At 71.3% G+C, this 25,468-nt stretch carries 22 protein-coding genes and 1 tRNA gene; 2 read left to right on the top strand and 21 right to left on the bottom strand.

Annotated features, from left to right (window positions below; all coding sequences use genetic code 11):
- Nucleotides 1-215 precede the first annotated feature (215 nt).
- The 17 genes from QSK32_RS07255 to eno all read right to left on the bottom strand — a co-directional run bounded on the left by QSK32_RS07255 (nucleotide 216) and on the right by eno (nucleotide 13,992).
- A complete protein-coding gene (locus tag QSK32_RS07255) occupies nucleotides 216-1,052 on the bottom strand; it encodes a Bax inhibitor-1/YccA family protein (RefSeq protein WP_045747694.1) in 837 nt (278 codons plus the stop codon).
- A gap of 212 nt (nucleotides 1,053-1,264) precedes the next feature.
- Nucleotides 1,265-1,347 (bottom strand) — tRNA-Leu (locus QSK32_RS07250).
- A 51-nt stretch (nucleotides 1,348-1,398) separates the two neighbouring features.
- On the bottom strand, nucleotides 1,399-2,766 hold the full coding sequence (locus tag QSK32_RS07245; protein WP_045747693.1) for an NAD(P)/FAD-dependent oxidoreductase: 1,368 nt from the start codon (nucleotides 2,764-2,766) through the stop codon (nucleotides 1,399-1,401).
- 87 nt (nucleotides 2,767-2,853) lie between these two features.
- Complete coding sequence (locus tag QSK32_RS07240) at nucleotides 2,854-3,423, bottom strand: hypothetical protein (protein WP_045747692.1); 570 nt, start codon at nucleotides 3,421-3,423, stop codon at nucleotides 2,854-2,856.
- Between the two features lies 1 nt (nucleotide 3,424).
- A complete protein-coding gene (locus tag QSK32_RS07235; protein WP_045747691.1) occupies nucleotides 3,425-4,729 on the bottom strand; it encodes a DUF58 domain-containing protein in 1,305 nt (434 codons plus the stop codon).
- Nucleotides 4,722-5,711: an AAA family ATPase gene (locus tag QSK32_RS07230; RefSeq protein WP_045747690.1), complete on the bottom strand. Its 990-nt coding sequence runs from the start codon at nucleotides 5,709-5,711 to the stop codon at nucleotides 4,722-4,724. The genes QSK32_RS07235 and QSK32_RS07230 overlap by 8 nt, the downstream gene beginning before the upstream one ends.
- Nucleotides 5,712-5,724: 13 nt before the next feature.
- On the bottom strand, nucleotides 5,725-6,306 hold the full coding sequence (locus tag QSK32_RS07225) for a hypothetical protein (RefSeq protein ID WP_052721190.1): 582 nt from the start codon (nucleotides 6,304-6,306) through the stop codon (nucleotides 5,725-5,727).
- Nucleotides 6,303-7,010 (bottom strand): DUF4129 domain-containing protein, encoded by a 708-nt coding sequence (locus tag QSK32_RS07220; RefSeq protein WP_045747689.1) that lies wholly within the window; start codon nucleotides 7,008-7,010, stop codon nucleotides 6,303-6,305. The genes QSK32_RS07225 and QSK32_RS07220 overlap by 4 nt, the downstream gene beginning before the upstream one ends.
- Nucleotides 7,011-7,058: 48 nt before the next feature.
- Nucleotides 7,059-7,811 (bottom strand): uracil-DNA glycosylase, encoded by a 753-nt coding sequence (locus QSK32_RS07215; RefSeq protein ID WP_281179144.1) that lies wholly within the window; start codon nucleotides 7,809-7,811, stop codon nucleotides 7,059-7,061.
- Nucleotides 7,812-7,902: 91 nt separating this feature from the next.
- A complete protein-coding gene (locus QSK32_RS07210) occupies nucleotides 7,903-8,583 on the bottom strand; it encodes an LppU/SCO3897 family protein (RefSeq protein ID WP_285471489.1) in 681 nt (226 codons plus the stop codon).
- A gap of 95 nt (nucleotides 8,584-8,678) precedes the next feature.
- Nucleotides 8,679-9,683 carry an HAAS signaling domain-containing protein gene (locus QSK32_RS07205; RefSeq protein ID WP_285471488.1) on the bottom strand — a complete coding sequence of 335 codons (1,005 nt, stop codon included), beginning with the start codon at nucleotides 9,681-9,683 and terminating at the stop codon, nucleotides 8,679-8,681.
- Entirely contained in the window at nucleotides 9,680-10,006 is a 327-nt protein-coding gene (locus QSK32_RS07200; protein ID WP_045747687.1) for a PadR family transcriptional regulator, read from the bottom strand. The genes QSK32_RS07205 and QSK32_RS07200 overlap by 4 nt, the downstream gene beginning before the upstream one ends.
- 167 nt (nucleotides 10,007-10,173) lie before the next feature.
- The gene (locus QSK32_RS07195) at nucleotides 10,174-11,082 is read right to left on the bottom strand and encodes a Ppx/GppA phosphatase family protein (RefSeq protein WP_285471487.1); all 909 of its coding nucleotides are present in this window, start codon (nucleotides 11,080-11,082) and stop codon (nucleotides 10,174-10,176) included.
- A complete protein-coding gene (locus QSK32_RS07190) occupies nucleotides 11,079-11,573 on the bottom strand; it encodes an amino-acid N-acetyltransferase (RefSeq protein ID WP_045747685.1) in 495 nt (164 codons plus the stop codon). Before QSK32_RS07190 ends, QSK32_RS07195 begins: the two co-directional genes overlap by 4 nt.
- Nucleotides 11,570-12,064: a DUF501 domain-containing protein gene (locus tag QSK32_RS07185; protein ID WP_045747684.1), complete on the bottom strand. Its 495-nt coding sequence runs from the start codon at nucleotides 12,062-12,064 to the stop codon at nucleotides 11,570-11,572. The genes QSK32_RS07190 and QSK32_RS07185 overlap by 4 nt, the downstream gene beginning before the upstream one ends.
- Nucleotides 12,064-12,615, bottom strand: a complete 552-nt coding sequence (locus tag QSK32_RS07180) for an FtsB family cell division protein (protein WP_045747683.1) — start codon at nucleotides 12,613-12,615, stop codon at nucleotides 12,064-12,066. The genes QSK32_RS07185 and QSK32_RS07180 overlap by 1 nt, the downstream gene beginning before the upstream one ends.
- A gap of 93 nt (nucleotides 12,616-12,708) precedes the next feature.
- A complete protein-coding gene (gene eno / locus QSK32_RS07175) occupies nucleotides 12,709-13,992 on the bottom strand; it encodes a phosphopyruvate hydratase (protein ID WP_045747682.1) in 1,284 nt (427 codons plus the stop codon).
- A gap of 171 nt (nucleotides 13,993-14,163) precedes the next feature.
- Here eno and QSK32_RS07170 point away from each other — a divergent pair, with 171 nt between their 5' ends.
- Nucleotides 14,164-14,793, top strand: coding sequence for a hypothetical protein (locus tag QSK32_RS07170; RefSeq protein WP_045747681.1), 630 nt, complete (start codon nucleotides 14,164-14,166; stop codon nucleotides 14,791-14,793).
- Nucleotides 14,794-16,536: 1,743 nt separating this feature from the next.
- Here QSK32_RS07170 and QSK32_RS07165 read toward each other — a convergent pair.
- Genes QSK32_RS07165 through mfd form a run of 4 tightly spaced genes read right to left on the bottom strand, consistent with a single transcriptional unit; the run spans nucleotide 16,537 to nucleotide 23,514 of the window.
- Nucleotides 16,537-18,153, bottom strand: coding sequence for a DUF885 domain-containing protein (locus tag QSK32_RS07165; protein WP_285471486.1), 1,617 nt, complete (start codon nucleotides 18,151-18,153; stop codon nucleotides 16,537-16,539).
- Nucleotides 18,154-18,162: 9 nt separating this feature from the next.
- Nucleotides 18,163-19,104, bottom strand: a complete 942-nt coding sequence (locus QSK32_RS07160) for a nucleoside triphosphate pyrophosphohydrolase (RefSeq protein WP_285471485.1) — start codon at nucleotides 19,102-19,104, stop codon at nucleotides 18,163-18,165.
- Nucleotides 19,101-19,895 (bottom strand): hypothetical protein, encoded by a 795-nt coding sequence (locus tag QSK32_RS07155; RefSeq protein WP_157411555.1) that lies wholly within the window; start codon nucleotides 19,893-19,895, stop codon nucleotides 19,101-19,103. Before QSK32_RS07155 ends, QSK32_RS07160 begins: the two co-directional genes overlap by 4 nt.
- 4 nt (nucleotides 19,896-19,899) lie before the next feature.
- Nucleotides 19,900-23,514 carry a transcription-repair coupling factor gene (gene mfd, locus QSK32_RS07150; RefSeq protein ID WP_285471484.1) on the bottom strand — a complete coding sequence of 1,205 codons (3,615 nt, stop codon included), beginning with the start codon at nucleotides 23,512-23,514 and terminating at the stop codon, nucleotides 19,900-19,902.
- Nucleotides 23,515-23,720: 206 nt separating this feature from the next.
- Here mfd and QSK32_RS07145 point away from each other — a divergent pair, with 206 nt between their 5' ends.
- Complete coding sequence (locus QSK32_RS07145; RefSeq protein WP_285471483.1) at nucleotides 23,721-25,466, top strand: enoyl-CoA hydratase-related protein; 1,746 nt, start codon at nucleotides 23,721-23,723, stop codon at nucleotides 25,464-25,466.
- Nucleotides 25,467-25,468 lie beyond the last annotated feature (2 nt).

The raw sequence follows: 25,468 nt of genomic DNA, 5'->3' as shown, positions 1-25,468 counted from the left end.
GGCCGAGTGCCCGCAACCAGGGACAACCCGGCTCCGGCCGGTCAGGTCGCGGGGAACACCGGGCGGCGGAACGAAGCCGGGCCGGAACCGCAGGTGCCCGCGGAAAAGGCTGGTGCCTGGGACCACGGAGATCCGGCCGGGAAAGGGGCAACGCCCGGACCGCGGGGAGGCGGGCCGGGCGTTGCCGAAGGTGATGCGTGGTGGTGCAGCGGCTGCTAGTCGTCGCTTTGGAGGAACGCCAGGAGGCGCAGGATCTCCAGGTAGAGCCAGACCAGGCCGACGAGGATGCCGAAGGCCGCGGTCCACGAGTAGCGCTGCGGCAGACCCATCCGCACGCCCTCTTCGATCTCGTTGAAGTTCAGAATGAAGCTCAGCGAGGCGACGACGATGCAGACGATGCTGAAGATGTAGCCGAGGGGCCCGTTGTCACGCAGGCCGGTGTTGACGCCGAAGAGCGACAGCACCAGGTTGATCAGCATGACCGCGAAGAGGCCGCCCATGATCGCGATCATGGCGCGGGTGAACTTCGGGGTGGCACGGATGACCCGGGCTTTGTAGAGCGCGGCCATCAGGAAGAAGACGCCGAAGGTGGCGACCACCGCCTGAAGCACGATGCCCTGATATCCCAGGATGTCCGAGAAGAACTTGCTGACCATGCCGACGAAGACGCCCTCGATCACCGCGTAGGTGACGACGAGTGCCGGGTTCGCCATGCGCATGAAGGAGATGACCATGCCGAGCACGAGGCCGATCAGGGCCGCGCCCATCCACGCGGCGCCGGTCAGGGCGGTCGGGATGACGTTCCACGCGACGACGGCGGAGATGCCGGTGATGCCGAGCAGGGTGACCGTCTTGACCACGACATCGTCGATGGTCATCGGACGGACGGCCGGCGGCGCAGCGGGGTAGCCTGTCGCGGTCGGGTAAGGATCGCCGTAGGCCGGCTGACCGTAACCCGGCTGACCGGCCGGCCCGTATGGCCCGTACCCGGCCGCACGCTCCCGCTCGGCCGCCTGGCCGAGGCGCGAGAGCACCGGGTTCGATGTCTTCACTGTTTCCAGCCTCCCTTGATCTTCCAGGCGCATGCCTGTCGTTCCAGGGTAAGGGGTGAAGTCCCCCCACGCTGCCCGCCGACGCTGTGAGCAGGCTGAGAACCCGTGGTCACGGGCCGGATTCCAAGCGTACCCATGATCGATGTCACGCTGAATCGACAGAGCCGAATCGAAAGAAAGGGATGCTTCGCGAGAAGCATCCCTTTTGCCAGTGCCCGGGGCGGGTCTCGAACCCGCACGCCTTGTCAGGCAGCCGCTTTTAAGGCGGCCGTGTCTGCCATTCCACCACCCGGGCGGGCCTGCGAACACCGTAGCTGGTGCCGCCCGGGTGACGGAAACGGCCTTACTAGCGTGAACCCGCGCCGACCTTCTCGGTCTTGTCGCCCGAGGGCAGCGCCACCGGCGGGGTGACCTCGGTGAACTCCTCACGCGGCGCGTGCAGCTGGCCGAGGGCCACCGTCTCGCGCTTGAGGAAGAACGCCAGCACCCAGTCGGCGAGGACGCGCACCTTGCGGTTGAACGACGGGATCCGGCTGACGTGGTAGAAGCGGTGCATCAGCCACGCCGGGTAGCCCTTGACCTTGATGCCGTAGACGTGCGCGACACCCTTGTTGATGCCCAGGCCGGCGACACCGCCGACGTGCTTGTGGCGGTACTCCTTCGGGGCGCCGCCCAGCACCACCTGGCGGATGTTGTCGGCGAGCGTGGCGGCCTGCCGGACCGCGTGCTGGGCGCTCGGCGAGCACCAGCCACCCGGGTTGGTCAGGTCCGGGACCTGGGCACAGTCGCCCGCGGCCCAGGCGCCCTCGAGCACCTCACCGGTCTCGGTGTCGGCCACCTGCAGGGTCGGCAGGCAGTTGACGTGACCGCGCGGGCCGAGCGGCAGGTCGGTCTGCTCCAGCATCGGCGACGGCTTGACGCCCGCGGTCCAGACCAGGGTCTCGGCGCGGAAGGAGTCACCGTCGGACAGCACGATCTGGCCGTCGACGCAGGACTTGAGGAAGGTCTCCAGCCGCAGGTCGATGCCGCGCTTGGCGAGCTGACGCGCGGTGTAGGCGCCCATCTCGGGGCCGACCTCGGGAAGGATCCGGTTGGAGGCCTCCACCAGGATGAAGTGGACCTCCTTGGGGTCCAGCTCCGGGTAGTACTTCAGCGCGTCGGCGACCACGTCCTGCATCTCGGCGAGCGCCTCGATGCCGGCGAAGCCACCACCGACGAACACGAAGTTCAGTGAGGCCTTGCGCACCTCCTCGTCGGGGGTCACCGCGGCGACGTCCAGACGGTCGAGGATGTGGTTGCGGAGGTAGATCGCCTCACCGATGGTCTTGAGGCCGATGCCCATGTCGCTCAGTCCCGGGATCGGGAGCGTGCGGGAGACCGAGCCCGGCGCCACGATGATGTGGTCGTACTCCATCTCGTAGGCGGGGCCGTCGATCGGCTGGATCGTGACGGTCTTACGAGCGTGCTCGAGCTTCGTGACCTCACCGGAGACGATGCGGCACTTCTTCAGCTCCCGGCGCAGCGGCACCACGGCGTGTCGCGGCGAGATGTTACCGGCCGCTGCCTCAGGCAGGAACGGCTGGTAAGTCATGTGTGGAACAGGGTCGATGACGACAACCTCGGCCTGGTTCCGGTTCAGCTTCTTGGACAGGCGGAGGGCGGCATAGAGCCCGACGTGGCCTGCTCCAACGACGACTATGCGCGGCGGATTCACGGCCCTATTCTCGCGCGCGAGCACCCCCTGATGCGCTGTTCTGTGACGATCGCAACGGCGAAAGTCAAGTGTCATAACACACAGAATTCACCCACGTCGGGCCATACATGCTAGGACCATCGTCACAGCCGTCGCCGTGACGAGGCCCAGGAGCGTCGCCAGCTGGAAGGCGCTCCCGCCCAGGTCGGCGGTGAGACCGAGGGCCAGCACGATGAGAACCGCCGCGATCAGCACCACCACGGCGGCGCGCCCCAGCCAGAGCGCGGGCACATCGAGATTGACCATCGCGTCGTACGGAAGGACCGCGGCGAGCGCCGTCAGGGTGTGTGCCAGGTAGAGCAGTGCCGCCAGGGCCAGAACCCGCCAGAGAGCGATGTGGGCGTCGAAGGCGGTGGTGTCGAGCAGCCACCCCACCACGGCGACGATCGCGGCGAAGCTGCCACCACGGCCCCGGGGTGCCACGGCCGGCCAGATCGCGACCAGGGCCAGCGGGATCAGGAGCCGTCCGGCGAGCAGTTCGGCCGGCCAGGAGACGCCCATCGCGAGCAGCCCGGAGACCAGCACACCGAAGCGGATCATCAGCGGGACGGCGGTCGCCCGGCTGACGGCCGTCCGGACCCGCCCGGGGAGAGAGGTGATCGTGCTCAGCCCGGCCATGTCAGCGTCCCCTCGGTACGGAGGCGAGCCGGGACACGTCCCGCAGCACCAGGTCGAGACTGCCCGCGCCGGCCCAGGCGACCACCGGCACGCCGTGTTCGCGGATGCGGCCCAGCACGTTCTCCCGTTCGAGCCGCCAGAGCCGGGTGGCCAGCGGCGTCCACGGGTCGCGGACCGGCGGGGCGGCCGCCTCCGGCAGGGTGTCGACGGCGACGGTGTACCGGCCGGACTGGGTGAGCTGGGCCAGCATGTCGGCGGCCCGCGGATCGACGAGCGGGGTGAGCACCACGACCAGCGCGTTCGAGGAGATCTGGTGGGCGACCGGGGCCGGCTCGTACTGGTCGTCGACCGGGTCGGCGCGGACGTCCAGCAGCCATTCCAGGACGGTCAGGTACTGCCGGCGGCCGGAGGCGGCGCGCAACCGGCGGGCGGTCGCGCCGTACTCGAGCATCGAGACCCGGTCGCCACGGTGCAGGTAGTGCTCGGCGATGGCGGCGGCGGCCCGGACCGTGGTGTCCAGCACCGAGGAGCCGCCGCGGACGCCACCGGTGAGGCCGACCTCGCCGAGCACGTCGAGCAGGATCAGCACTTCGGCGTCGCGGTCCGACAGGGTGGAGGCGACGTGCAGGTCGCGGGTCCGCAACGACACCCGCCAGTCGATGCGGCGCAGCCGGTCGCCGGGGGCGAACGGGCGTACGCCGGCCAGCTCACCACCCTCGCCGTGCCGCCGGGAGCGGTGCGCGCCGACCAGCCCGGCCGCGGCGGGCATCACCTCGGCGGCCTTGAACGGCTCGGTGACCGGATAGACGCGGACGCCCCGCGCGGCGGTGACCACCGGCCGGCACGAGAGCAGTCCCCCGCAGGCCGCGGCTCGGGCGGCGGCCGGCCCGACGTCCTGCCGGCCCCAGCGCAGCGCCTCTCCGGGCAGTTCGATCGCGGCCCAGCCGTCGTTGGGGACGGTCACCGCGAACGGGCGGTCGGCGTGCTGCAGTTTCAGCCAGGGTGAGGTGCGGGTCCGGACGACGACCAGGTCGTACCCCACGGTGTCCTGGTTGGCCACGATCAGGCCGGCCTCGATCTCGCCGCCCTCGACGACGTTCGCCTCACCGGTGGTGATGGTGATCTCGGGGGCGGCCTGCGGGCGCCGGCGCAGGTGCAGCGCGGCGCCGATCGCGAACGGCGACGCCAGCAGCACCAGGTCGACCCGGCCGAACAGCACGCCGAGCAGCAGGAACAGGCCGGTGAGCAGCACCGAACGGCCGAGCGCCCGGGTGGGCGCCCAGCCGGGCGTGGTCTGGTCAGTCATGCCGGGCGTACGTGGGCAGGGCCCCACTGGCCGGGGCGGGGACCGCGCTGAGCACCTCCTGCACCACGAACGCCGGGTTGACCTGGCGCAGCCACATCTCCGGGCGCAGGGTGATCCGGTGCGCCAGGGCCGGGACGGCCACGTCCTTCACGTCCTCGGGCACCACGTAGTCGCGGCCGGCCATCGCGGCCCGTGCCCGGGCGAGCAGCAGCAGCGCCAGCGAGCCGCGTGGCGAGGAGCCGACCAGCACCGAGCCGTGCTCGCGGGTCGCCGAGGCGAGCGAGACGATGTAGCGGCCGATCGAGTCCTCGACCGCGACCGCCTCGAGGGCGGCCTGCATGACCTGCAGGGTGCGGGAGTCGACGACCGGGGTGAGGGTGGCCTCCTCCTGGCGGCGCGTCATGCGGCGCTGCAGGACGGTCCACTCCTCCTCGGCGGTCGGATAGCCGAACGACACCCGCAGCAGGAACCGGTCCAGTTGGGCCTCGGGCAGCGGGTACGTACCCTCGTATTCGATCGGGTTGGCGGTCGCCAGCACGTGGAACGGCGGGTCCAGCCGGTACGTCACGCCCTCGACCGAGACCTGCTTCTCCTGCATCGCCTCGAGCAGGGCGGACTGGGTCTTCGGCGGCGTCCGGTTGATCTCGTCGGCCAGCAGCATGTTGGTGAACACCGGGCCGGCCCGGAACGCGAAGTCACCCTTGCGCTGGTCGTAGAGGAAGGAGCCGGTGACGTCGGCGGGCAGCAGGTCCGGGGTGAACTGCAGGCGCCGGAAGTCGAGCCCGAGCGCCTGCGCGAACGACCGCGCGGTCAGCGTCTTGCCGAGCCCGGGCAGGTCCTCGAGCAGCACGTGCCCGCCGGCCAGGATGCCGGCCAGGACAAGCTCCAGGGACTCCCGCTTGCCGACCACGACGGTGCCGACCGCGTCGAGGATCGCGCCGGCCAGTCGTCCGACCTCGTGCGGGGGAAGAGTCTGCGTCACCGACGCACCTTTCTCACAGTCGTTCCAACGCGTCCACGTAAGTCTCGACGTCCCGGGCTTTCAGCCCTCGTCGTCCCGGCTGGGAGAGCACCGTCCAGAGCTGCTCGCCGAGCAGTTCACGGGCCCGGCGGGGGTCGCTCGCCCGGGTGATCCCGTGCCGCAGCCGCAGCCGTTCGTCGGTGAGCTCCGCCAGTACCGGCAGAACGTTACGCGTATACAGATCCGGGTCCGAGTGGGCCCGGCCGAGGTTGAGCTCCCAGCGCCGGACCGCGGCACGCAGCGCGTCGCCGGACCCGTGCCCGGCGCCGTCGCCCCCGCGGGACCGCAGTCTGGGGATCGCCGGCGGGGCCGCCGCGTGCGCCGCCCACACCACGATCCGCAGGCCGATCAGCAGCGGGACGAGCAGCAGCAGGGGCAGGCTGATGCCGCCGGCCCGCAGGGTGGCGACGACGACCACAGTGGCCAGGCCGATCAGCGCGACCTCGCCGGTCCAGCGCAGCACCGGGGAGCGGCGTTTCTCGCCGGCCGGGGCGGCGTGGACCACGGCCTGTTCGTCGGCCTCGCCGAAGAGCCGGTCCAGTCCACCGTCGCTCATGACGGGACCACCTGCTCGGCGCCGAGGTCGGCGCGCAGCCGCTGCAGTGCCGAGCGGGCCTGCTGGCGCATCTGATCGTCCACCGTGTGCGTGGCGTACCGCGCCTCGCGGTAGACCTCGAGCAGCGCGGCGAGCACGGCGGCGTCGACCTGCTGCTCGGCGAGCAGACGGCCGACCAGGTCGGTGGGGCTGTCGCCGGGGTGCCGGGGGGTGCCGGCCGCGGCGGCCGCGTCCTCCAGTCGCACCCAGCAGGCGATCACCGCGCGGCGCGGGTCGCGGTCGGTGTCGGAGAGTTCCTCCAGGCCGGCGTCGAGGGCGGCGACCAGGTCCTCGGCGGTGCGCTGCACGCGGCGGGGACCGTGCCGTCCGGCCCGGCGGCCGCGGCGGCGCAGGTGATCGCGGACCAGGGCCGCGGACAGGAAGACCACCATGACGATCGCGCCGGCGCCGAGCACGGCCAGGGCCGCGGTGCCCACCCAGTCGGGCAGGCCCTCGGCGGGTTCCGGCACCTGCTGGTAGGAGCTCGCCTCCGGCGTCGGCTCGGTGGGCGGTGGCAGCAGCGGGGCTGCGGTGGTGGTCGCGGTCGCCCGGGGGGTGACCTTCTCCAGTTGGGGTTCCGACCGGGTGGCGGCCAGCGAGGTCACGAAGAGCAGTCCGAGGACGGCGGCCAGCGGCCACCAGCGGCGCAGTGCGACGAGGTCCATGCGGGAAGGCTCAGATCCGTGACTCGAGGGAATTCGGCAGAGCTCGCATCATGCCAGGCCCGCGAGAATCTTCGCACGCGTGAACACGCCGTCGAGCATCGCGGGTGTCAGCCTTCCGGTGAACGTGTTCTGCTGGCTGACGTGGAAACAGCCCAGCAGGTCGGGCGCTCCCGGCAGGCTCAGGTGGGCACCGTGGCCGAAGCGGGGACGCGGGACCGGTGGGCGTACCCCATAGACCGTGGCCATCGCCGGCCACCATGCCTGCCAGGCGAAAGCACCGAGCGCGACCACCACCCGCAGGGTGGGCCGGATCAGCTCCAGCTCGCGGCGGAACCAGGGCGCGCACGTGTCGCGCTCGACGGGGAGCGGTTTGTTGTCCGGCGGGGCGCAGCGCACGGCCGCGAAGATACGGGTACCGCGCAACTCGAGGCCGTCGTCGGCGGCGACACTCGTCGGCTGGTTCGCGAGACCGGCCCGGTGCAGCGCGGCGAACAGCACGTCACCCGATCGGTCGCCGGTGAAGATCCGCCCGGTGCGGTTGCCGCCGTGCGCGGCGGGGGCCAGCCCGAGGATCGCGATCGCGGCGTCCGGGGCGCCGAACCCGGGGACCGGTCGCCCCCAGTACTCCTGGTCGCGGAAGGCCGCCCGGCGCGTCACGGCGATGTCGGTGCGCCAGGTGACCAGGCGCGGGCAGGCGAAACAGTCCGCGATGCGGGCGTCGAGCACGCTCAGCGAGGCGGCTCCGGCCGCGCTGTCGGCAACCTCGTCGGGGGTACGCGGTGAGCCCTCGGACACAAGCACCACCACAGCACAGCATCCCGGTCACACCGGCGCGCACCGGGGTCGGTCGCGGGTCACCCCTGAGAGCGCCCGCGACCGGAACTGATCAGCGTCAGTTGGCCTTGAGGCAGAGCAGGTATCCCTTGCCCTCCTCGCTGGCGATGACGGCACCCGCCTCGCCTTCCTTCAGCTTCGCCTCGAAGGCGGCGTCACAGGCGGTGCTGTTCACGTCGGACACGCCCTCGACCCGGTCGAGCATGGTGTACGCCGCGTCGGCGGAGGAGCACTCGACGATCTTGGCCTCCACCTCGGAGGCGGCCGCGCCGAGGCTGTCGCCGACCGAGATGCAGTCGCCGGCCTTGGCGTCCTCGGTCGGGTCGGACCGGAACATGCTCGCGAGGCCGGTCTTCAGGCCGATGACCACCACGATGATCACGAGAGTGCCGAGGACGCCGAGCACCTTCTTGCCGAACGACTTCTTCGGCGGGACGGGCGGCGGCACGGCCTCACCGGCGGCCGGGAAGCCCGGGGCACCGGCGTTCGGCGGCGGGAAGCCCGGGGCGCCCGCGTTCGGCGGCGGGAACCCGGGGGCGCCGGTGGTGGACGGCGATCCGGCGGCCTCAGGCGCGCTCGTCGTGGACGGCGAGCCGGCAACCTCGGGCGCGCCCGTGGTGGACGGCGATCCGGCGGCCTCGGGCACGCTCGTCGTGGAGGGCGAGCCCGTGGTGGCGGCGCCACCGGCGTTCGGCGGGACGGTTCCGCCGGGCGGGGTGGGCACAACCGGGTCTGTCATGGTCTTCCTTCGTTCCTTCGAGAGGCGACCGTGGATCGATCGCAGCCGGGAGCGTAACGACCGTCTTCACTCCTGCGCGACCCCGTAACCAGGCTTTATCGTCCGCTCGGCGCCACCGAGGGGACCGGCGGAGCGACAGACGCCGCAACGCTCTCCGACGGTGACGGCGCCGCCCCACTCGGTGACGGATCGCCACTGGGGTCCGGCACGGCGGACTCGGACGCGGAAGGGTCACCGGCCCGGAACGGCGCCCGCTCTGGGCAGTGCGGATAGCCCATGTTGCGGCTCGGCGAGGTGCCGGTCGTCTCGTTCCAGCAGAACGGCTCGCCCATCCGAATCGGCTGGCCGTTCTGGTCGAACAGCTGAGCGCCCTCGACCAGACGGTCAAACCTGTCGTAGACGAAGACGTCCTGCACATCGGCGTACTGACCGCCGCCGCTGTAGCCGGTCTCGTAGTAGGCCGGGCCGTCCTGCCGGTCGCCGTCCACCTCGGTGAAACCGACCAGCCCGAAGAGCACCAGGAACGCCGTGCCGCCGGTCATCAGCCGTCGCGACCAGAGACCCTCCGGCCGGCCACGGCGGCCCAGCCAGACCGACCCGACGACCATGACACCGAGCAGCAGCAGGGCGACGATGCCGTTGCCACCGAGGCGGGGCAGCAGGCCCAGCGGGCCGCCGCCGCTGTCGAAGACGTAGGCGAACAGCATCGCCGCCAGATAACCGCGCAGCACCCACCACGCCGGGCGCAGCAGAGTCAGGAAGTCGGTGGCTTTCGCGTACCCCAGAAGGGGCCCGACCCGCACGTCGGCCCTGCGCGCGGCCGCGGCCGAGCGCCCCCGCAGCTCGGCGAACTCCCTCCACCCGGCCGGTTGCCGCGGCACCGCGCCGGACACCCCCGCGCTGGCGAGCAGCTCGGCGGCGTAGACGTCCGGCGTGCCCAGGCGCGCCCGCAGCGAGCCGCCGCCCTCGGCCAGCACCTCGGCCAGGTGTTCGGGCAGATCCTCGAGCAGCTCGTCGCGGGTGGCGGCCGGCACACCGCCCAGAGCCGCCCGGACTCCCTCGACGTACTCCGCGATCTCGTCCTGCGCCGTGAGGTTCACGCCTTCTCCCCGTCCAGCAGATCGTCCATGATCGTTGCGAAACCGCGCCACACCTTGCCGTAGCGCTCCAGTTCGGCGCGGCCGGCGGCGTTGAGCGCGTAGTACTTGCGGTGCGGGCCCTCGTCGCTGGGCACCACGTAGCTGTTCAGCAGGCCGCCGTTGAAGAGCCGCCGCAGCGTGCCGTAGACCGAGGCGTCGCCGACGTCCTCGAGGCCGGCGGCGCGCAGGCGGCGCAGGATGTCGTAGCCGTAACCGTCCTCGTCACGCAGGACGGCCAGGACGGCCAGGTCCAGCACGCCCTTGAGGAGCTGAGTGGGATCCACGCGAAGGACAGTAGTGTGCAATGCGAAGTACCGTCAACAGCGCACTACCGAAGACATGTGTGTCGACTTATGGCGCCGTGGACGCCCGAACTCGACACACACCAGGAAGCGTGATGACTCACGGCGCCGTGGACGCCCGAACTCGGCGCGCTGCCCGGGCGGGTGGGTCAGGAGGCCAGACCGAAGGCGATGCCGTCGAGGATGTCGTGTTCGGACGCCACCACGGACGGGTGACCGGTCCGATCCTGGATGATCTTCATGATCAGGGCCCCCGCGGTGATCACATCGGCCCGGCCGGGATGCATCACCGGCAGGGCACGCCGCTCGTCGACCGTCATCGCCAGCAGATCCGCCGTCACCGCCGAGACGGCAGCGGCATCGACCCTGCGGTGGTGGATGCGCGCGGAGTCGTACACCTCAAGGCCCTGAGCCAGAGCGACGACGGTGGTGACCGTGCCGGCCAGACCGACCAGAGTCCTGGCCTTCTCCGCCGACACCGCGGCCAGAGCGGTGTCGACCGCCGCGACGATGTCCCGCTCCGCCGCCGCCAGCTCGGACGCCGACGGCGGATCGCTGCGCAGATGACGCTCGGCCATCCGGACACAACCGATGTTCACCGAGATCGACTGCTCGACGCTGTCGGTGCCGAGCACGAACTCCGTCGAACCGCCACCCAGGTCGTAGACCAGGAACGGGCCGTCCGCGTCCAGCCCCCGCACCGCACCCAGGAAGGACAGCTCGGCCTCCTGCTCCCCGGTGATCACCTCCGGGTCGATGCCGAGCACCCCACGGACCATGTCCCGGAAATCCTGCGCGTTGGAGGCGTCCCGGCTGGCCGACGTCGCACACATCCGCACCCGGGTCACCCCCAGCTCGGCGATCTCCGCGGCGTAACCGAGCAGCGCCAGACGGGTCCGCTCGATCGCCGCCGGGGCGAGCATGCCGGTCCGGTCCACGCCCTCACCCAACCGGACGATCTCCATCCGGCGGGCGACGTCGACCAGCTCGTCACCGTGCACGTCGGCGATCAGCAGGCGGACCGCGTTGGTCCCGCAGTCGATGGCGGCGACCCTCACAGGTGCAGCAGCATTCTCGTGTTCCCCAATGTGTTCGGCTTGACCCGTTCCAGGCCCAGGAATTCGGCGACACCCTCGTCGTACGACCGGAGCAACTGCTCGTAGACGGTGTGCGGCACCGGCGCCCCGTCGATCTCGGTGAACCCGAACGAGCCGAAGAAACGCGTCTCGAACGTGAGGCAGAAGACCCGTGCCACGCCCAGCGCCCGCGCCTCGTCGAGAAGCGCCGCGACGATCCGGTGACCGATCTTCTGCCCGCGCATCGACGGATCGACGGCGACCGTGCGGATCTCGGCCAGGTCCTCCCACATCACGTGCAGCGCGCCGCAGCCGACCACGCGGTCGTCCTCGTCGGCCGCCACCCAGAACTCCTGCACCGACTCGTACAGCGTGACCGTGGCCTTGCTGAGCAGCCGGCGATCAGTGGTGTACGTGTCGACCAGGGAACGGATCTCCCTGACGTCCCGGGTCCGGGCCCGACGGATGATCATTCTTTTCGGACGCACGGGCCGTCGGCCCAGAAGGGGCCGATCGCGTCCCGCACCTCGTCGCCGAACGGGTTGACCCCGGGGCCGGCCGCCAGCGCGTGACCGAGATGGACGTGCAGGCACTTGACCCGGTCGGGCATCCCCCCGGCCGACACCCGGGCGATCTCCGGAACGTCCTCGATGGCCGTCCGCCGGTCCAGATAGTCCTGGTGCGCCTCGGAGTAGTGCTTGGCGAGCTCCGGATCGGTGCTCAGCCGCTCCTGCATGTCGCGCATCACGCCCGCCGACTCGAGACGGCTGCACGCGGCCGTGGCATGCGGGCAGGTCAGGTAGTAGAGCGTGGGGAACGGGGTGCCGTCATCCAGCCGGGGCGCGGTCTCGACCACGTCAGGGTTGCCGCAAGGGCAACGGTGCGCGATCGACCGGGTGCCCCGCGGGCGGCGGCCGAGCTGGGCCTCGACAGCGTCGAGGTCTTCAGGGCTTGGTGATTCCATTAATTCGCAGGCTCCGCATTCGCGGCTTGGACGCTGCTCCACAGCGTGTCGTACCAGCGGTCCGGGGCGGCCGCCGGAGCGTTCTGCTCGGCCTCCCGGGCAGCGCCCTCCGCATCGTAGTAGACCAGCAGGGGCGTCTCACCCGGACGCACGTAGTAGAACTTCTCCCGGGCCTGGATCCGCACGTACTCCGGGTCGTCCCACTTGTCGAGCTCCTTCGCCGTGGCGGCGATGTCGGCCCGCTTGTCGTCGTTCTCCCGCTCCATCGCGGCGATCTTCGACTCCTGCTCCAGATAGACCCGGAGCGGATAGGTGTAAGCCAGTGCCAGCGCGACGAAGACCGCGATCAGGATGGTCGCCCGGCCGGTCAGCGCACTCGGGCGCGGTGCGTCGGTGCGCTTGGCGGCCATGCCGCCCTCCGAGGGGGTACGCCGTGCCGACGGCACCCGGACCGGACCGGTGTTCCGCGTCCGGCTGCTCTTCACACGGGTGGCGTTGCCGCCGGAGCGGCGTGCCGGGCCCTGGCCACTCGGCATGCGGCGCTGTGTCACTGGCGACCCTCCCCGTCTCGTGTCGCGGCACCCGCTGGGAAACCTATGCCTCCCAGCGCGGGCGCCACAACTCGATGATCCGTCGGCCTGGGGTCAGCCGACGCGGTAACGCGGGAACGCGCCCGCACCGGCGTACCGGGCGGCGGTCTCCAGCTGCTCCTCGATGCGCAGCAGCTGGTTGTACTTCGCGACACGGTCCGAACGGGCCGGGGCGCCGGTCTTGATCTGGCCGGAACCGACGGCCACCGCCAGGTCGGCGATGGTGACGTCCTCGGTCTCACCGGAACGGTGCGACATCATCGTCTTGAACCCGGCCCGGTGCGCCAGGTCCACAGCGTCCAGGGTCTCGGTCAGCGAACCGATCTGGTTCACCTTGACCAGCACGGCGTTGCCGGCCGACTCGGCGATGCCCCGGGCGATGCGCTGCGGGTTCGTCACGAACAGGTCGTCGCCGACGATCTGGATCTTGTCGCCGAGCTGCTCGGTCATCGCGCTCCAGCCGGCCCAGTCGTCCTCGGCCAGCGGGTCCTCGATGGAGACGATCGGGAAGTCGGCGGCGAGCTTCGCATAGTACGCGATCATCTCGTCGGTCGACTTCGGGGTGCCCTCGAAGACGTACGCCCCGTCGGAGTAGAACTCGGTCGCCGCGACGTCCATCGCCAGGACGATGTCGGTGCCCAGGTTGAAGCCGGCGGCCGCGACGGCCTCCGCGATCAGCTCGAGCGCGGCGGCGTTGGTCGGCAGGTTCGGCGCGAAGCCTCCCTCGTCGCCCAGACCCGTCGACAGGCCCTTCTTCTTCAGCACCGACTTGAGGGCGTGGTAGACCTCGGCACCGGTCCGCAGCGCCTCGCGGAACGTCGGCGCGCCGATCGGGGCGATCATGAATTCCTGCACGTCGACGTTGGAGTCGGCGTGCGCGCCACCGTTGACGATGTTCATCATCGGCACCGGCAGGACGGCGGCGTTCGGGCCACCGACGTAACGGAACAGCGGCAGCTCGGCGGAGAGCGCGGCAGCCTTGGCGACCGCGAGGGACACGCCGAGGATCGCGTTGGCGCCCAGCTCCGACTTGGTGTCGGTGCCGTCCAGATCGAGCATCTTCTGGTCGATCAGGCGCTGCTCGGTCGCCTCGTAACCGATCAGCTCGTCAGCGATCTTGTCCTCGATGTTGGCGACGGCCTTCTCGACGCCCTTACCGAGGTAACGGCCCTTGTCACCGTCACGCAGCTCGTGCGCCTCGAAAGCACCCGTGGACGCGCCCGACGGGACAGCCGCACGGCCGACGGTGCCGTCGTCCAGACCGACCTCGACCTCGACGGTGGGGTTGCCCCGAGAATCGAGGATCTCGCGGGCGACGATCGCTTCAATGGTGGCCATTAGTGTGTCGCTCCCTAATAGTTGTACGAATACAGTTTCGGTCCGCGACCCTGCGGGCCGACCACACCTGACGAGCGTAACGAGTCCGCCATTGACGCGTTCGCGGGGCCGGTCAACTCGACGGCTGGTATACCTCAAACCGGCGTCGCGCCTGCCGAACCAGTGGGCACTATGACCAGTAGCCAGTTTCCCCCCGCCGGCGCCCGCGTCGAGCTGGACACCGGCGACGAACGGCTCGCCGGCGTCCGTGTGGTCCACGTCGACGAACCCGCCGTGATCATCTCGATGGCCGCCGACCAGGCCCCCCTCCCCGGCGACACCGTGACCCTGCGCTGGCCGGCCGGCCCCCGCGGCCGGTACGCGGCCCGCGCCTCGGTCCTCGACGCCACCAAGGACCGCGTCGAACTCCGGCAGGTCGGCGACCCGGTCGTCGAACAGTTCCGGGACTTCGTCCGCGGCGGCGGAGGCGAGAGCATCCTGCTGGTCCGCCCCGGCGAGACCGAATCGATCGGCTGGGTGCACGACATCAGCGAACGCTCGGTGCGCGCCCACTTCACCGACGTCGACCTGCGCCCCGGCAACCGGATGGTGCTGCGGATCCAGCTCGGCCCGGAGACCGTGGAGTTCCCGGCCACCGCGGTCAAGGTCAGCGCGATGCGCCAGCAGGTGCCGTTCCGGGGGCCCCTGTCCGTGGAGATGGTCGCCGTCTTCGAACAGGACGAGCGCCAAGCCAAGATCATTCGCCGGTACGTGCTGCGCAACCAGCTGCTGTCCCGGGCCTTGAAGTCGGCGCTGGCCTGACATCGGGTCCCGGCACCTCGAGGGGGCCGGGCAGGATTGCACCGGCGTTCCAGAGACGTCCTGTCCGGCGTCACCGACACGGTATTAGGAATTCATAATCAGGGTCGAAGGGCCCGTGGAAATAGCGTCCGAAAAACGTTTGAATGGTGTCGTCAACCGATTGACGCCGGATAATCAATCGCCCGGGGTTGCGCAGGTGGCCGGGCCGGCCTCTCCCGTCCGTCCGCGCAACCCCACAGTCCCCCAGCCCTGTCATGGATGCCGCCTCCGAACGTCCCGGCGCTGCTCTCGTGGCGTCGTTCTCTCCGGCGCTGCTCTGGCGGCGTCGATCTCCCCGGCGCTGCACTCGCGGCGTCGATCTCCCCGGCGCTGCACTCGCGGCGTCGATCTCCCCGGCGCTGCTCTGCGTGCGGCGTTGCCCTGCTCGCGGGTGCTCTCACCGCGCTGCACTCGCGGAGGTTTCGCGAGACGGCCTCGTGGAGGTGCACGAGGCCGTGTTCACGGTGTCGCCCGCACGATCGTTCGTGCGGGGGCGCCGCGTGTAGACAGCCTTCACGGCGATTCGTGGGCGCCCGTGAAGGTGAACGGTGCCGGCAAGACGGTGACGCCGGCGCCCAGGTGGCACTCCTCCTGCCTGGGGACGAGTGCCACCACCGAGGCGGTCCCGCCGGAGCGTGCCAGCCCGGCGGCCGCCCGCAACGGTGGACGGGACAGCGGGAGGCGCCGCGTCCCGTCCTCCCGTTGAACGCGAGCCGAGTGGATAATTCCAGGCAACCCCGGCCGTCGTCCACGGCCTCGGGGTTGGTGAAGGCACCGCCGGGGGTTCTCCCGCACCGCGCGGCAACCCTCATCAACGGCTCGAACCCACCAGCCGTCGACCAGAGTCGCTACCGCTCACGGGCAGAACGGCGGCTGACGGCCGACGGCCGACGGCCGACGGCCGACGGGCTAACGGGCTAACGGGCGACGGCCGACGGCCGACGGCCGACGGGCTAACGGGCTAACGGGCGACGGGCGACGGGCGACGGGCGACGGGCGACGGGCGACGGGCTGAACCGTGACTAACGGCCGGAGCGGCCCCGCTTTCAGAGCCGCGGACGACGGCTGAGTCCGCCTCTGACCAGTCGGCCGTCGCCGAGGGCGGCCCCATGGCGAGATCATCGCCTGAACAGCCATAAACGACGGCCGAGCCCTCTCAGCCGTCAACCACGGTCTGTTCACGAGCCGAAAACAACCCTGCACGACGGCTGACCGACCCGGAGCCGTCGCCAGCGGCTACCTGACGCCACGAAAAGAACCATGAACGACGGCTGACCGACCCCGAGCCGTCGCCAGCGGCTACCTGACGCCACGAAAAGAACCATGAACGACGGCTGACCGACCCCGAGCCGTCACCGGCGGCTACCTGACGCCACGAAAAGAACCATGAACGACGGCTTGGCCCGCCTTGACAGGGTTGGAGAAGCACCCGAGAGGCATCGGCGAGACCATCCGGAAAGTGGCCGTGGACGCTGGCCGCAACCAGCCCAGGACACAGGTCACGAGTGCTAGTCAAGGCACCGTCATGGGATGGTTCGGAGACAGCACGGTCCGGGAGACGAGACAGCCCAGAAGACGAGACAGCGTTGACCGCCCCCGAGAAAGGGACGGCCGTTCACCGGCAGGCCGGGCAGTCAGACGCCCGGCAAACAGTCCAAACAGCAGGCCCTCAGACGCCCGACAAGCAGCCCGAACGGCAGGCCCTCAGACGCCCAACAGGCTGCGCAAGTGGCGGGGCGGCGGCGATCCGTGCGCCAGCATCGCGTCGTGCCAGGCCTTCGGGGTGGCGCCGAATGGGCGGGCCGCCGCGATCTCCGCCACCTCCGTGTAGCCCACGAAGTAGGTCGACAGCTGCGTCGATGTCAGCAGCGCCCGCCGCCACTTGCCGGCCGCCTCGCTCTCCTCCTGGAAGCCGGCGCCGGTCATCAGGTCCATCGCCTCTTTCTCGGTCATGGACTCGCAGTGGACCAGCTGGTCGATGATGGCGTTGAGGCACATCCGGACGCGCATTTTCAGCTGCTGCAGCCGGACCGGGAGGCCCCCGAAGCCCTGGGCTGCCATCACCTCTTCGGCGTAGACGGCCCAGCCCTCGACGAACGGGCCGGACCAGCCGAGGGATCGCACCCGGGTGGCGGCGCGGAACCTGCGGGAGTGGGCGATCTGCAGGAAGTGGCCCGGCATCGCCTCGTGGACGGTCAGGTTGCGGAGCATCTCGTTGTTGTATTCGCGGTAGAAGCTTTCGACGCGGGCGGCCGGCCAGTCGGCGGGCGCCGGGGAGATGCAGTAGAACGTGGGCACGTCGGCGGTTTCGAGGGGGCCGGGCGGGTCGCAGTAGGCGACGGCGACGCCCCGGGCGAACTCGGGCATCTCCTCGATGACGCACGGGTCGTCGAGCAGGGACACCAGGTCGTGCTCGCGGACGAACGCGGTGGCCTCGTCCATCGTCGCCTGGGCCAGGCCGACGATGGTGGTGTTGCCGGGGCGGTGTTCGGCGAGGCCGTCCAGTGCGAGGCGGACCGTCTCGTCGAGGGCCGGGCCGCCGGTGAACTCGGCGGCGGCGCGGCGCAGGTCGGCGACGGCGGTGTCGAGGCCGGCCCAGGCCCGGGAGAGGATCTCGGTGGCCGGGATCTCGGTGTCCAGGGTGTGCCAGAGCCGGGCCTCCCACAGGGGGCGGCCGAGGCGGGGGTCGCGGCCGGGATCGCCGCTGTCGAGCAGGCGCTGCAGCCAGCCGTCGAACTCGGCCAGGGCGGCCAGGGCGGCGGTGGCGGCGGGCTCGACCGTCGTCCGCAGGCCGGGCTCCTGGGCGAGCAGGGCGGGCACCTGGTCGCGGATCAGGGCGGCGGTGCCGGCGAACTGGCCGACGGCGGTCTCGGCGTGGATGCGGGGCACGTCGTGCAGCACGGCGCGGGCGGTGGCGAGCGCGTCGGGGATCGCGGCGAGGCGGCCGGTCAGGCTCTCCAGCCGGGCGGCGGGCGGGGCGAACGGCCGGGCGATCAGGCTGTGCAGCAGCGGTCCCGGGTTGTGTTCCAACGGGTTCCACTCGTGCTCGCGCACGTCAGTGAGCTCGAAGAGGGACCGCTCGACCTGCGCGGTGAGGATCGCGTGGTCGACCTGGTCCTCCGGCCCGAGGCCGTCGGGGTCGACGCCGCTGAGGGCGTCGCCGGCGTCGCGCAGCATGGCCACGCGGGCGGCGACCGGCTCGGCGGCGAGGTCGGGCAGGCGGCCGTCGAAGCGGTGGTCACCGGCGGAGGCGGCGGTGGCGGGGTCGCTCTCCAGGAGGGCGTCGACGATGCGCTCGGCGAGCGGTACGAACTCCGGCATGCGAGAAACCTACTCGGGCGGACCGACATTTTCTGCCGCACGCACCGCCTCAGCATGGGCGAGTGCGGCGCGGCGCAGCTCTCCCTCCGGGTCGAGTCCGGCGGTGCGGGCTTCGGCGACGGCCCGCAGCAGGGCCGGTCCGAGGCCGTCCGGGGCGGGCAGCGGCACGTCCAGTCCGCCGCGGTCGGCCCGTTGCAGGATCTTGGCGGCCAGGGCGAGGGCCGGCTGACTCAGCGCGATCCCGTCCAGCACGGAGTCGCGTTGCTTCTCCTCGCGCTTGATCCGGTCCCAGTTGGCGGTGATCTCCTCGATGGTCCCCGCCTCCTCACCGGCGAAGACGTGCGGGTTGCGGCGGATCATCTTGTCGACCAGGGTTCCGGCGACGTCGTCGACGGTCCATCCCTCGGCGAGGGCGGCGTGCAGCACGACCTGCAGCAGCACGTCGCCGAGTTCCTCGCGGAGCGCGTCCGGGTCGCCCTCGCTGATCGCGTCGTAGGCCTCGTAGCTCTCCTCGAGCAGGTAGAGCGCCAGCGTCTGGTGGGTCTGTTCGCGTTTCCACGGGTCGCCGCCGGGCGCGACCAGGCGGTCCATCACCGCGACCACGTCGAGCAGGCGGGCGCCGGGCGGGTCCCAGGAGCCGTACATCAGCTCCATCTCGGCCAGTCCGGGTTCGCGGGCCAGGCGCAGCCCGAGTTGCCGGGCGAAGTTCTGGTCGCCGGATGCGCCGGCCAGCCAGACCACGGCGGGTGCGCCCGCGACGACGTCCAGGAAGCCCTGCGCGTCGGTGTCCAGGATCGTCAGATCAACCCCCTGGTGGCGCAGGGCCGCGGTCTGCTCATTCTCGGTCGCGGAGAAGACGGGGTACGCCCGGAGCACGTCCCACGCCTCGGCGGTGAGGAGCCCGGCCGGCAGTCGGGGCGAGGTGACCAGGAGGACGATGCGGGTGCTCAAGAGACGTCCGCCACCGGGGTCCGCTCGTCGGCGCCGAGGGCGGCCGCGACGATCTGGTAGACGCGGCCGGAGTTGCTGTCGTTGATCCCGTACATGCCCAGTTCGAGCGGCTGGTAGCGCGGGTTGACGGTGACGTCCAGCTCCTGTGCCTCGGCCACGACGGCGTCCCGGACGGTGATCGCCGAGCCCAGCGCGGTCATCGCCTCGGCCGGCACCGACGAGCGGAACGCGGCGAAGTCCATCCCCGGCTCGAGCCCGCCGTTGGCGGCGAACCGCTGGTAGACGTCGCGCAAGTCGTCCTCGCTCGGGGTGGCCGGGTCCTTGACCGACTCCTCGATCTGGTTCCGCAGGATGGCGTTGCGGGTGTAGAGCCGCACGTATTCCAGGTCGGCGGGCAGGCCCAGTTGGGCGGCGGCCTCGTCGAACGGCAGGGTGGCCGGCAGGGTGGCGCCCCGGTCGGCCGCCACCCGGTCGTAGATCTCGCTGCTGACCAGGGCGTTGACCACGTCGGTCCGGCTGAACGGCACCTTCACCGGTTCGGGGGCGAGGCTCTGCCCGGCCGTCGCGCCGCGGGGCTGGGCGCGCAGTGCGTCGTACGCCTCGTCCCAGACCTCCTGCACCCGCTGTTCGGTGACCGTCCCGGCGTCGCCGAGATAGGCGGCGACCGATGGATCGGACTTGCAGGCGGACAGCCCCGCGACGGTCAGGCAAGCGGCGACGGCGGCGGCGATTCGGCGGGTACGCAGCATGGTCATCACTGTCTCACGCTCCGTGTGATCTTCGTCGCTCACCCCGTCAGCGTGTCGCCACGGCCGGGGCCGGCACGTCGCCGAGCACGTCCTTGAGCAGCTGACCGCACCATTGCAGCAGCGCCTGGTCGCGCAGCGGCTCGCCGCCGATCCGCCGGGTGCTGGGCCGGGGCACGCTGACCTGGTCGGCGCCGGGCTTGTAGACCGAGTCCGGGTGGTACCGCTTGAGCCGCATCTGCTTGGAGTCCGGCAGGGCCAGCGGCGAGAACCGGAGGTGCTTGCCCTGCATGGACACGTCGGACAGCCCGTACGCCCGGGCCGTCTGCCGGAACCGGGCGACCGCGATCAGGTTGACCACCGGGGCGGGCGGTTCGCCGTACCGGTCGGTCATCTCGGCGATCACCTCGTCGAGGCGGGCGCCGTCGCGGGCCTCGGCGAGTTTGCGGTACATCTCCAGGCGCAGCCGTTCGACGGCGATGTACTCGGTGGGCAGGTGCGCGTCCACCGGGAGGTCGATCTTGACCTCGGGCTCCTCCTCGGGGCGCTCGCCCTTGAACGCGCTGACCGCCTCGCCGACCATCCGCACGTACAGGTCGAAGCCGACGCCCTCGATGTGGCCGGACTGTTCACCGCCGAGCAGGTTGCCGGCGCCGCGGATCTCCAGGTCCTTCATCGCGACGTACATGCCGGCGCCGAGCTCGGTGTGCTGGGCGATGGTGGCCAGCCGCTCGTGGGCGTGTTCGGTGAGCGGCTTCTCCCGGGGATAGAGGAAGTACGCGTACGCCCGCTCGCGCCCGCGGCCGACCCGGCCCCGGATCTGGTGCAGCTGGGCCAGGCCGAGCAGGTCGGCGCGTTCCACGATCAGCGTGTTGGCGTTCGGGATGTCGATGCCGGACTCGACGATCGTGGTGCAGACCAGGACGTCGAACTCCTTCTCCCAGAAGCCGACCATCACCTTCTCGAGCTGTTCCTCGCTCATCTGGCCGTGGGCGACGGCGACCCGGGCCTCGGGCACCAGCTCCCGCAGCCGGCGTGCCGCCTTGTCGATCGACTCGACCCGGTTGTGCAGGTAGAAGACCTGGCCGTCGCGCAGCAGCTCACGGTGGATGGAGGCGGCGACCTGCTTGTCGTCCTGGGCGCCGACGTAGGTGAGCACCGGGTGCCGCTCCTCCGGCGGGGTGGCGATGGTGGACATCTCGCGGATGCCGGTGATCGCCATCTCCAGGGTCCGCGGGATCGGGGTGGCCGACATGGTCAGCACGTCCACCGAGGCCCGCAGCGCCTTGAGCTGCTCCTTGTGCTCGACGCCGAAGCGCTGCTCCTCGTCCACGATGATCAGACCGAGGTTCTTGAACCGGGTGGCCTTGGCGAGCAGCCGGTGGGTGCCGATCACGATGTCGGCGGTGCCGGCGGCGGCCTGCTCGAGGGCGAGCGTGGCCTCCTTCGGCGTCTGGAAGCGGGACAGCTGCCGGATCTGCACCGGGAACTGGCTCATCCGCTCGGTGAAGGTGTTGAAGTGCTGCTGGGCGAGCAGGGTGGTGGGCACCAGCACGGCGACCTGTTTGCCGTCCTGCACGGCCTTGAACGCGGCGCGTACGGCGATCTCGGTCTTGCCGTAACCGACGTCGCCGCAGATCAGCCGGTCCATCGGGACCTGCAGCTCCATGTCGTGCTTGACCTCGATGATCGCGGCCATCTGGTCGGGCGTCTCGGTGTAGGGGAAGGCGTCCTCCAGCTCACGCTGCCAGGGGGTGTCCGGCCCGAAGGAGTGCCCCTGGGAGGCCTGCCGGGCGGCGTAGAGCTGGATCAGCTGGGCGGCGATCTCCTTGACCGCCTTCTTCGCGCGCGCCTTGCTCTTCTGCCAGTCGGCGCCGCCCATCTTGTGCAGCGGCGGCGACTCGCCCCCCACGTACCGGGAGAGCTGGTCGAGCTGGTCGGTGGGGACGAAGAGCCGGTCGCCGGGCTGGCCGCGCTTGGACGCGGCGTACTCGATCACGAGGTATTCGCGGTCGGCGCCGTTGACCGTGCGCTGCACCAGCTCGACGTAGCGGCCGATGCCGTGCTGCTCGTGCACCACGAAGTCGCCGGTCTTGAGCTCCAGCGGATCGATGGTGTTGCGCCGGCGGGCGGGCAGCTTGCGCATGTCCTTGGTGGAAGCGCCGCGACCGCCGGAGATGTCGTTGCCGGTGATCACGGCGAGGCGCGACGCCTCGTCGACGAACCCGTGGTTGAGGCCGCCGCAGGTGACCAGGATCCGGTTGTCCTCGACGCCGGTGGTGATCGCGTCGACCGCGGTGATGCCCAGGCCCGCGTCGCGGAGCAGTTCGCTGGCCCGCTGCGCGGTGCCCTTGCCCTCGAAGACCAGGGCGATCGCCCAGCCGGCCGCGGACCAGCCGGCCAGGTCGGCGGCGAGTTTCGCGGTGTCGCCGTGGTAGAGCGGGACGGGCTGGGCGGCCAATGCGATCGCGTCTCCGTCGTCCGGTGAGACCTCGACGGCGTCCGCGTCCTCCCAGGGCAGGGCCTCGGCCGGGGCGGCGTCGGCCAGGCCGAACGGCGAGATGGTCCACCACGGCTGTTTCAGGGTGGCCGCGTGCGCCCGGACGTCGGACAGGGTCCGGAAGGCGACGGCACCGACGTCGATCGGGGCCTGGCCGCCGACCGCGGCCGCCGCCCAGGACGCTTCGAGGAATTCATCGGAGGTACGCGTGAGGTCGTGCGCCCGGGTCCGGATGCGTTCCGGATCGCAGAGCAGCACGTGGGTGCCCGCCGGCATGCAGTCGAGCAGCAGCTCCATGCTGCCGGTGCCGCGCAGCAGGGCCGGGGCCAGCGACTCCATGCCCTCGACCGGGATGCCCTCGGCCAGCTTGTCGAGGATCTCGGCCAGCTCCGGGTGTTCGGCGGACAGCTCGGCGGCGCGTTCGCGGACCGCCGGGGTCAGCAGCAGCTCGCGGCAGGGCGGGGCCCAGAGTCGCTCGACCGCCTCGATGGTGCGCTGGTCGGCGACCGCGAAGGTGCGGATCTCCTCGACGTCGTCGCCCCAGAACTCGACCCGGGACGGGTGCTCGTCGGTCGGCGGGAAGACGTCCAGGATGCCACCGCGGACCGCGAACTCGCCCCGCTTGGTGACCAGGTCGACCCGTGCGTACGCCATGTCGGAGAGCCGGCGGGCGACCGCCTCGAGCTCCGCACCGCGACCGGTCACCAGCTCCACCGGCTCCAGATCGCCGAGGCCCTTGAGCTGTGGCTGCAGCACCGACCGGACCGGCGCGACGATCACCTGCAGCGGCTGGTCGCCGGGGTGGGCGAGCCGGCGCAGCACGGCCAGCCGGCGCCCGACGGTGTCCGAGCGCGGCGAGAGGCGCTCGTGCGGCAGCGTCTCCCAGGACGGGTAGACCGCCACGCCGGCGGGATCGATCAGACAGCCGAGCGCGTCGGCCAGGTCGTCGGCCTCGCGGGAGGTGGCGGTGACGGCGAGCACCGGGCGCTGGGCGGCTCCGGCACCGGACGGGCCGGCGACCGTGGCGACGACGAACGGCCGCAGCGAGACCGGGGCGGTGAGGTCGAGCGCGTCCGAGTCGACGAAGCCCTTGCGGGCCAGGTCGCGGGCGCGGGCGAGGCCACGGTCGCGCAGAGCGGCCGGGATCAGACCGGCGAGTTGCATGGCGAAAACCCCCGAGGGCACGACGAACGACCCCGGACGCCGATTCCGGCGGGGGTGCGCCCCCAGCTTAGTCCGGCGGTCCGACACTTCCGGACCCGCGAGCCTTATCGGACAGCATGTCCGACATGTAGGTCCATCGGTCGTGAAGAGTGCCCGAACGTTGTGGGGGACACAACGACCCTTCAGGGACATATCGAGGAGGTTACGTGCGGATCCTGCTGCTCGTCTCGGCGTTCAACGGTCTCAGTCAGCGTGTCTGGTGCACGTTGCGGGACGCTGGACACCAGGTCGGCGTGCTGCTGGCGACGAGTGAGCGGGACATCATCGACGGCGTACGCCTCAGCGCGCCCGACCTGATCCTCTGCCCGCACCTCACCGACCGGGTGCCGACCCGTGTCTGGCGACAGTGGCGCACGATCGTCCTGCATCCCGGTCCGGTCGGCGACCGCGGCCCGTCCTCACTGGACTGGGCGATCACCGAGGGCGCCCGGGTCTGGGGGGTGACCGCGCTGCAGGCCGTCCAGGACATCGACGCCGGACCGGTCTGGGCCACCCGCACCTTCCCGATGCCGCTGTCCCCGCCACGCCGGTCGACGCTCTGCGCCGGGCCGGTCTCGGACGCCGCCGTGGAGTGCGCCCTCGAAGTGGTCGCGAAGGCCCAGGACCCGGCGTTCGTCCCGGTGCCCGCGGTGGACGTGCCGGCCCAGGTGGCCGGCGCGCGGCTGCGGCCGGCGATGCGCCAGGCCGACCGGGCGTTCGACTGGTCCGAGCCGGCCGACGCGATCCTGCGGCGGATCCGGGCCGCGGACTCGTCGCCGGGCGTGCGCACCGAGCTGAGCGGGCTGGCGGTGCACGTGTACGACGCGCACCCGGGCCTGGCCCGCGGCGAGCAGCCGGGTGCCGTCCTCGGCCGCCGGCAGGGCGCGGTGCTGGTCGCGGCGGGTGAGGGCAGCCTGTGGATCGGGCAGCTGCGCGCGGCCGGCGAGGGCGGGGTCAAGCTGCCCGCCACCGCGGTGCTGGGCCGCCGGCTGAGCGGGGTGCCGCACTCGCCGGCCGGTCCGGAGAGCGATCCGGAGGCGACCACCGCGTACCGGCAGATCCGCTACCGGCGTACCGGCGCGGTGGGCTGGCTGCACTTCGACTTCTACAACGGCGCGATGGCGCCGGGACACTCACGGCGGCTGCTGACCGGCCTGCGGCACGCGATCGGGCAGGACACCCGGGTGCTGGTGCTGCGCGGCGGCACCGAGTCGTTCGGCAACGGCATCCACCTCAACGTGATCGAGGCGGCGGCCCATCCGGAGGACGCCGCCTGGGCTGCGGTCCGGGCACTCAACGAGGTCTGCCGGGAGATCATCACCTGCACGCGACAGGTCGTGGTGGCGGCGTACGCGGGCAACGCGGGCGCCGGCGGGGCGATGCTCGGACTGGGCGCGGACGTCGTCGCCGCCCGGGACGGGATCGTGCTCAACCCGTACTACGACATCGGTCTGCACGGTTCCGAGCTGCACACGTTCACGCTGCCCCGACGGGTCGGCCGCGATCACGCGCATCGGCTGCTGGACGAGAAGCTGCCGGTCAGCGCGAGTGTCGCGGCCCGGATCGGGCTGGTCGACGAGGTCGGTCCCCGGCATCCCGAGGCGTACACGCAATGGCTGACCGCCCTGGCCGAGAGCCACAGCGACGCGCACGCGGCCCGGCGCCGGCGGACGGCGAAGGTGCGGCGGCTGGCCGCCGAACGGATACCCCTGGAGGTGTACGAGACCCGCGAGCTCGCCGAGACCAGCCGGGACGTGTACGACGACCGGTCCCGGTTCGCCGCCGCCCGTCGCGCGTTCGTCCGCAAACTGCGTCCGGACCGCACCCCGCGAAGGCTGCTGATGACCGCGGCGCCGGTCCTCGACGAGGATCAGCAGCCGCAGCTGCGCCCGGCCGTTCCGGTGTCGGCCTGACC

Origin of the sequence: Actinoplanes sp. NBRC 101535 (assembly GCF_030269225.1) — a bacterium.
GTDB lineage: Bacteria > Actinomycetota > Actinomycetes > Mycobacteriales > Micromonosporaceae > Actinoplanes > Actinoplanes rectilineatus.
This window is presented reverse-complemented; position numbering and strand designations above follow the sequence as displayed.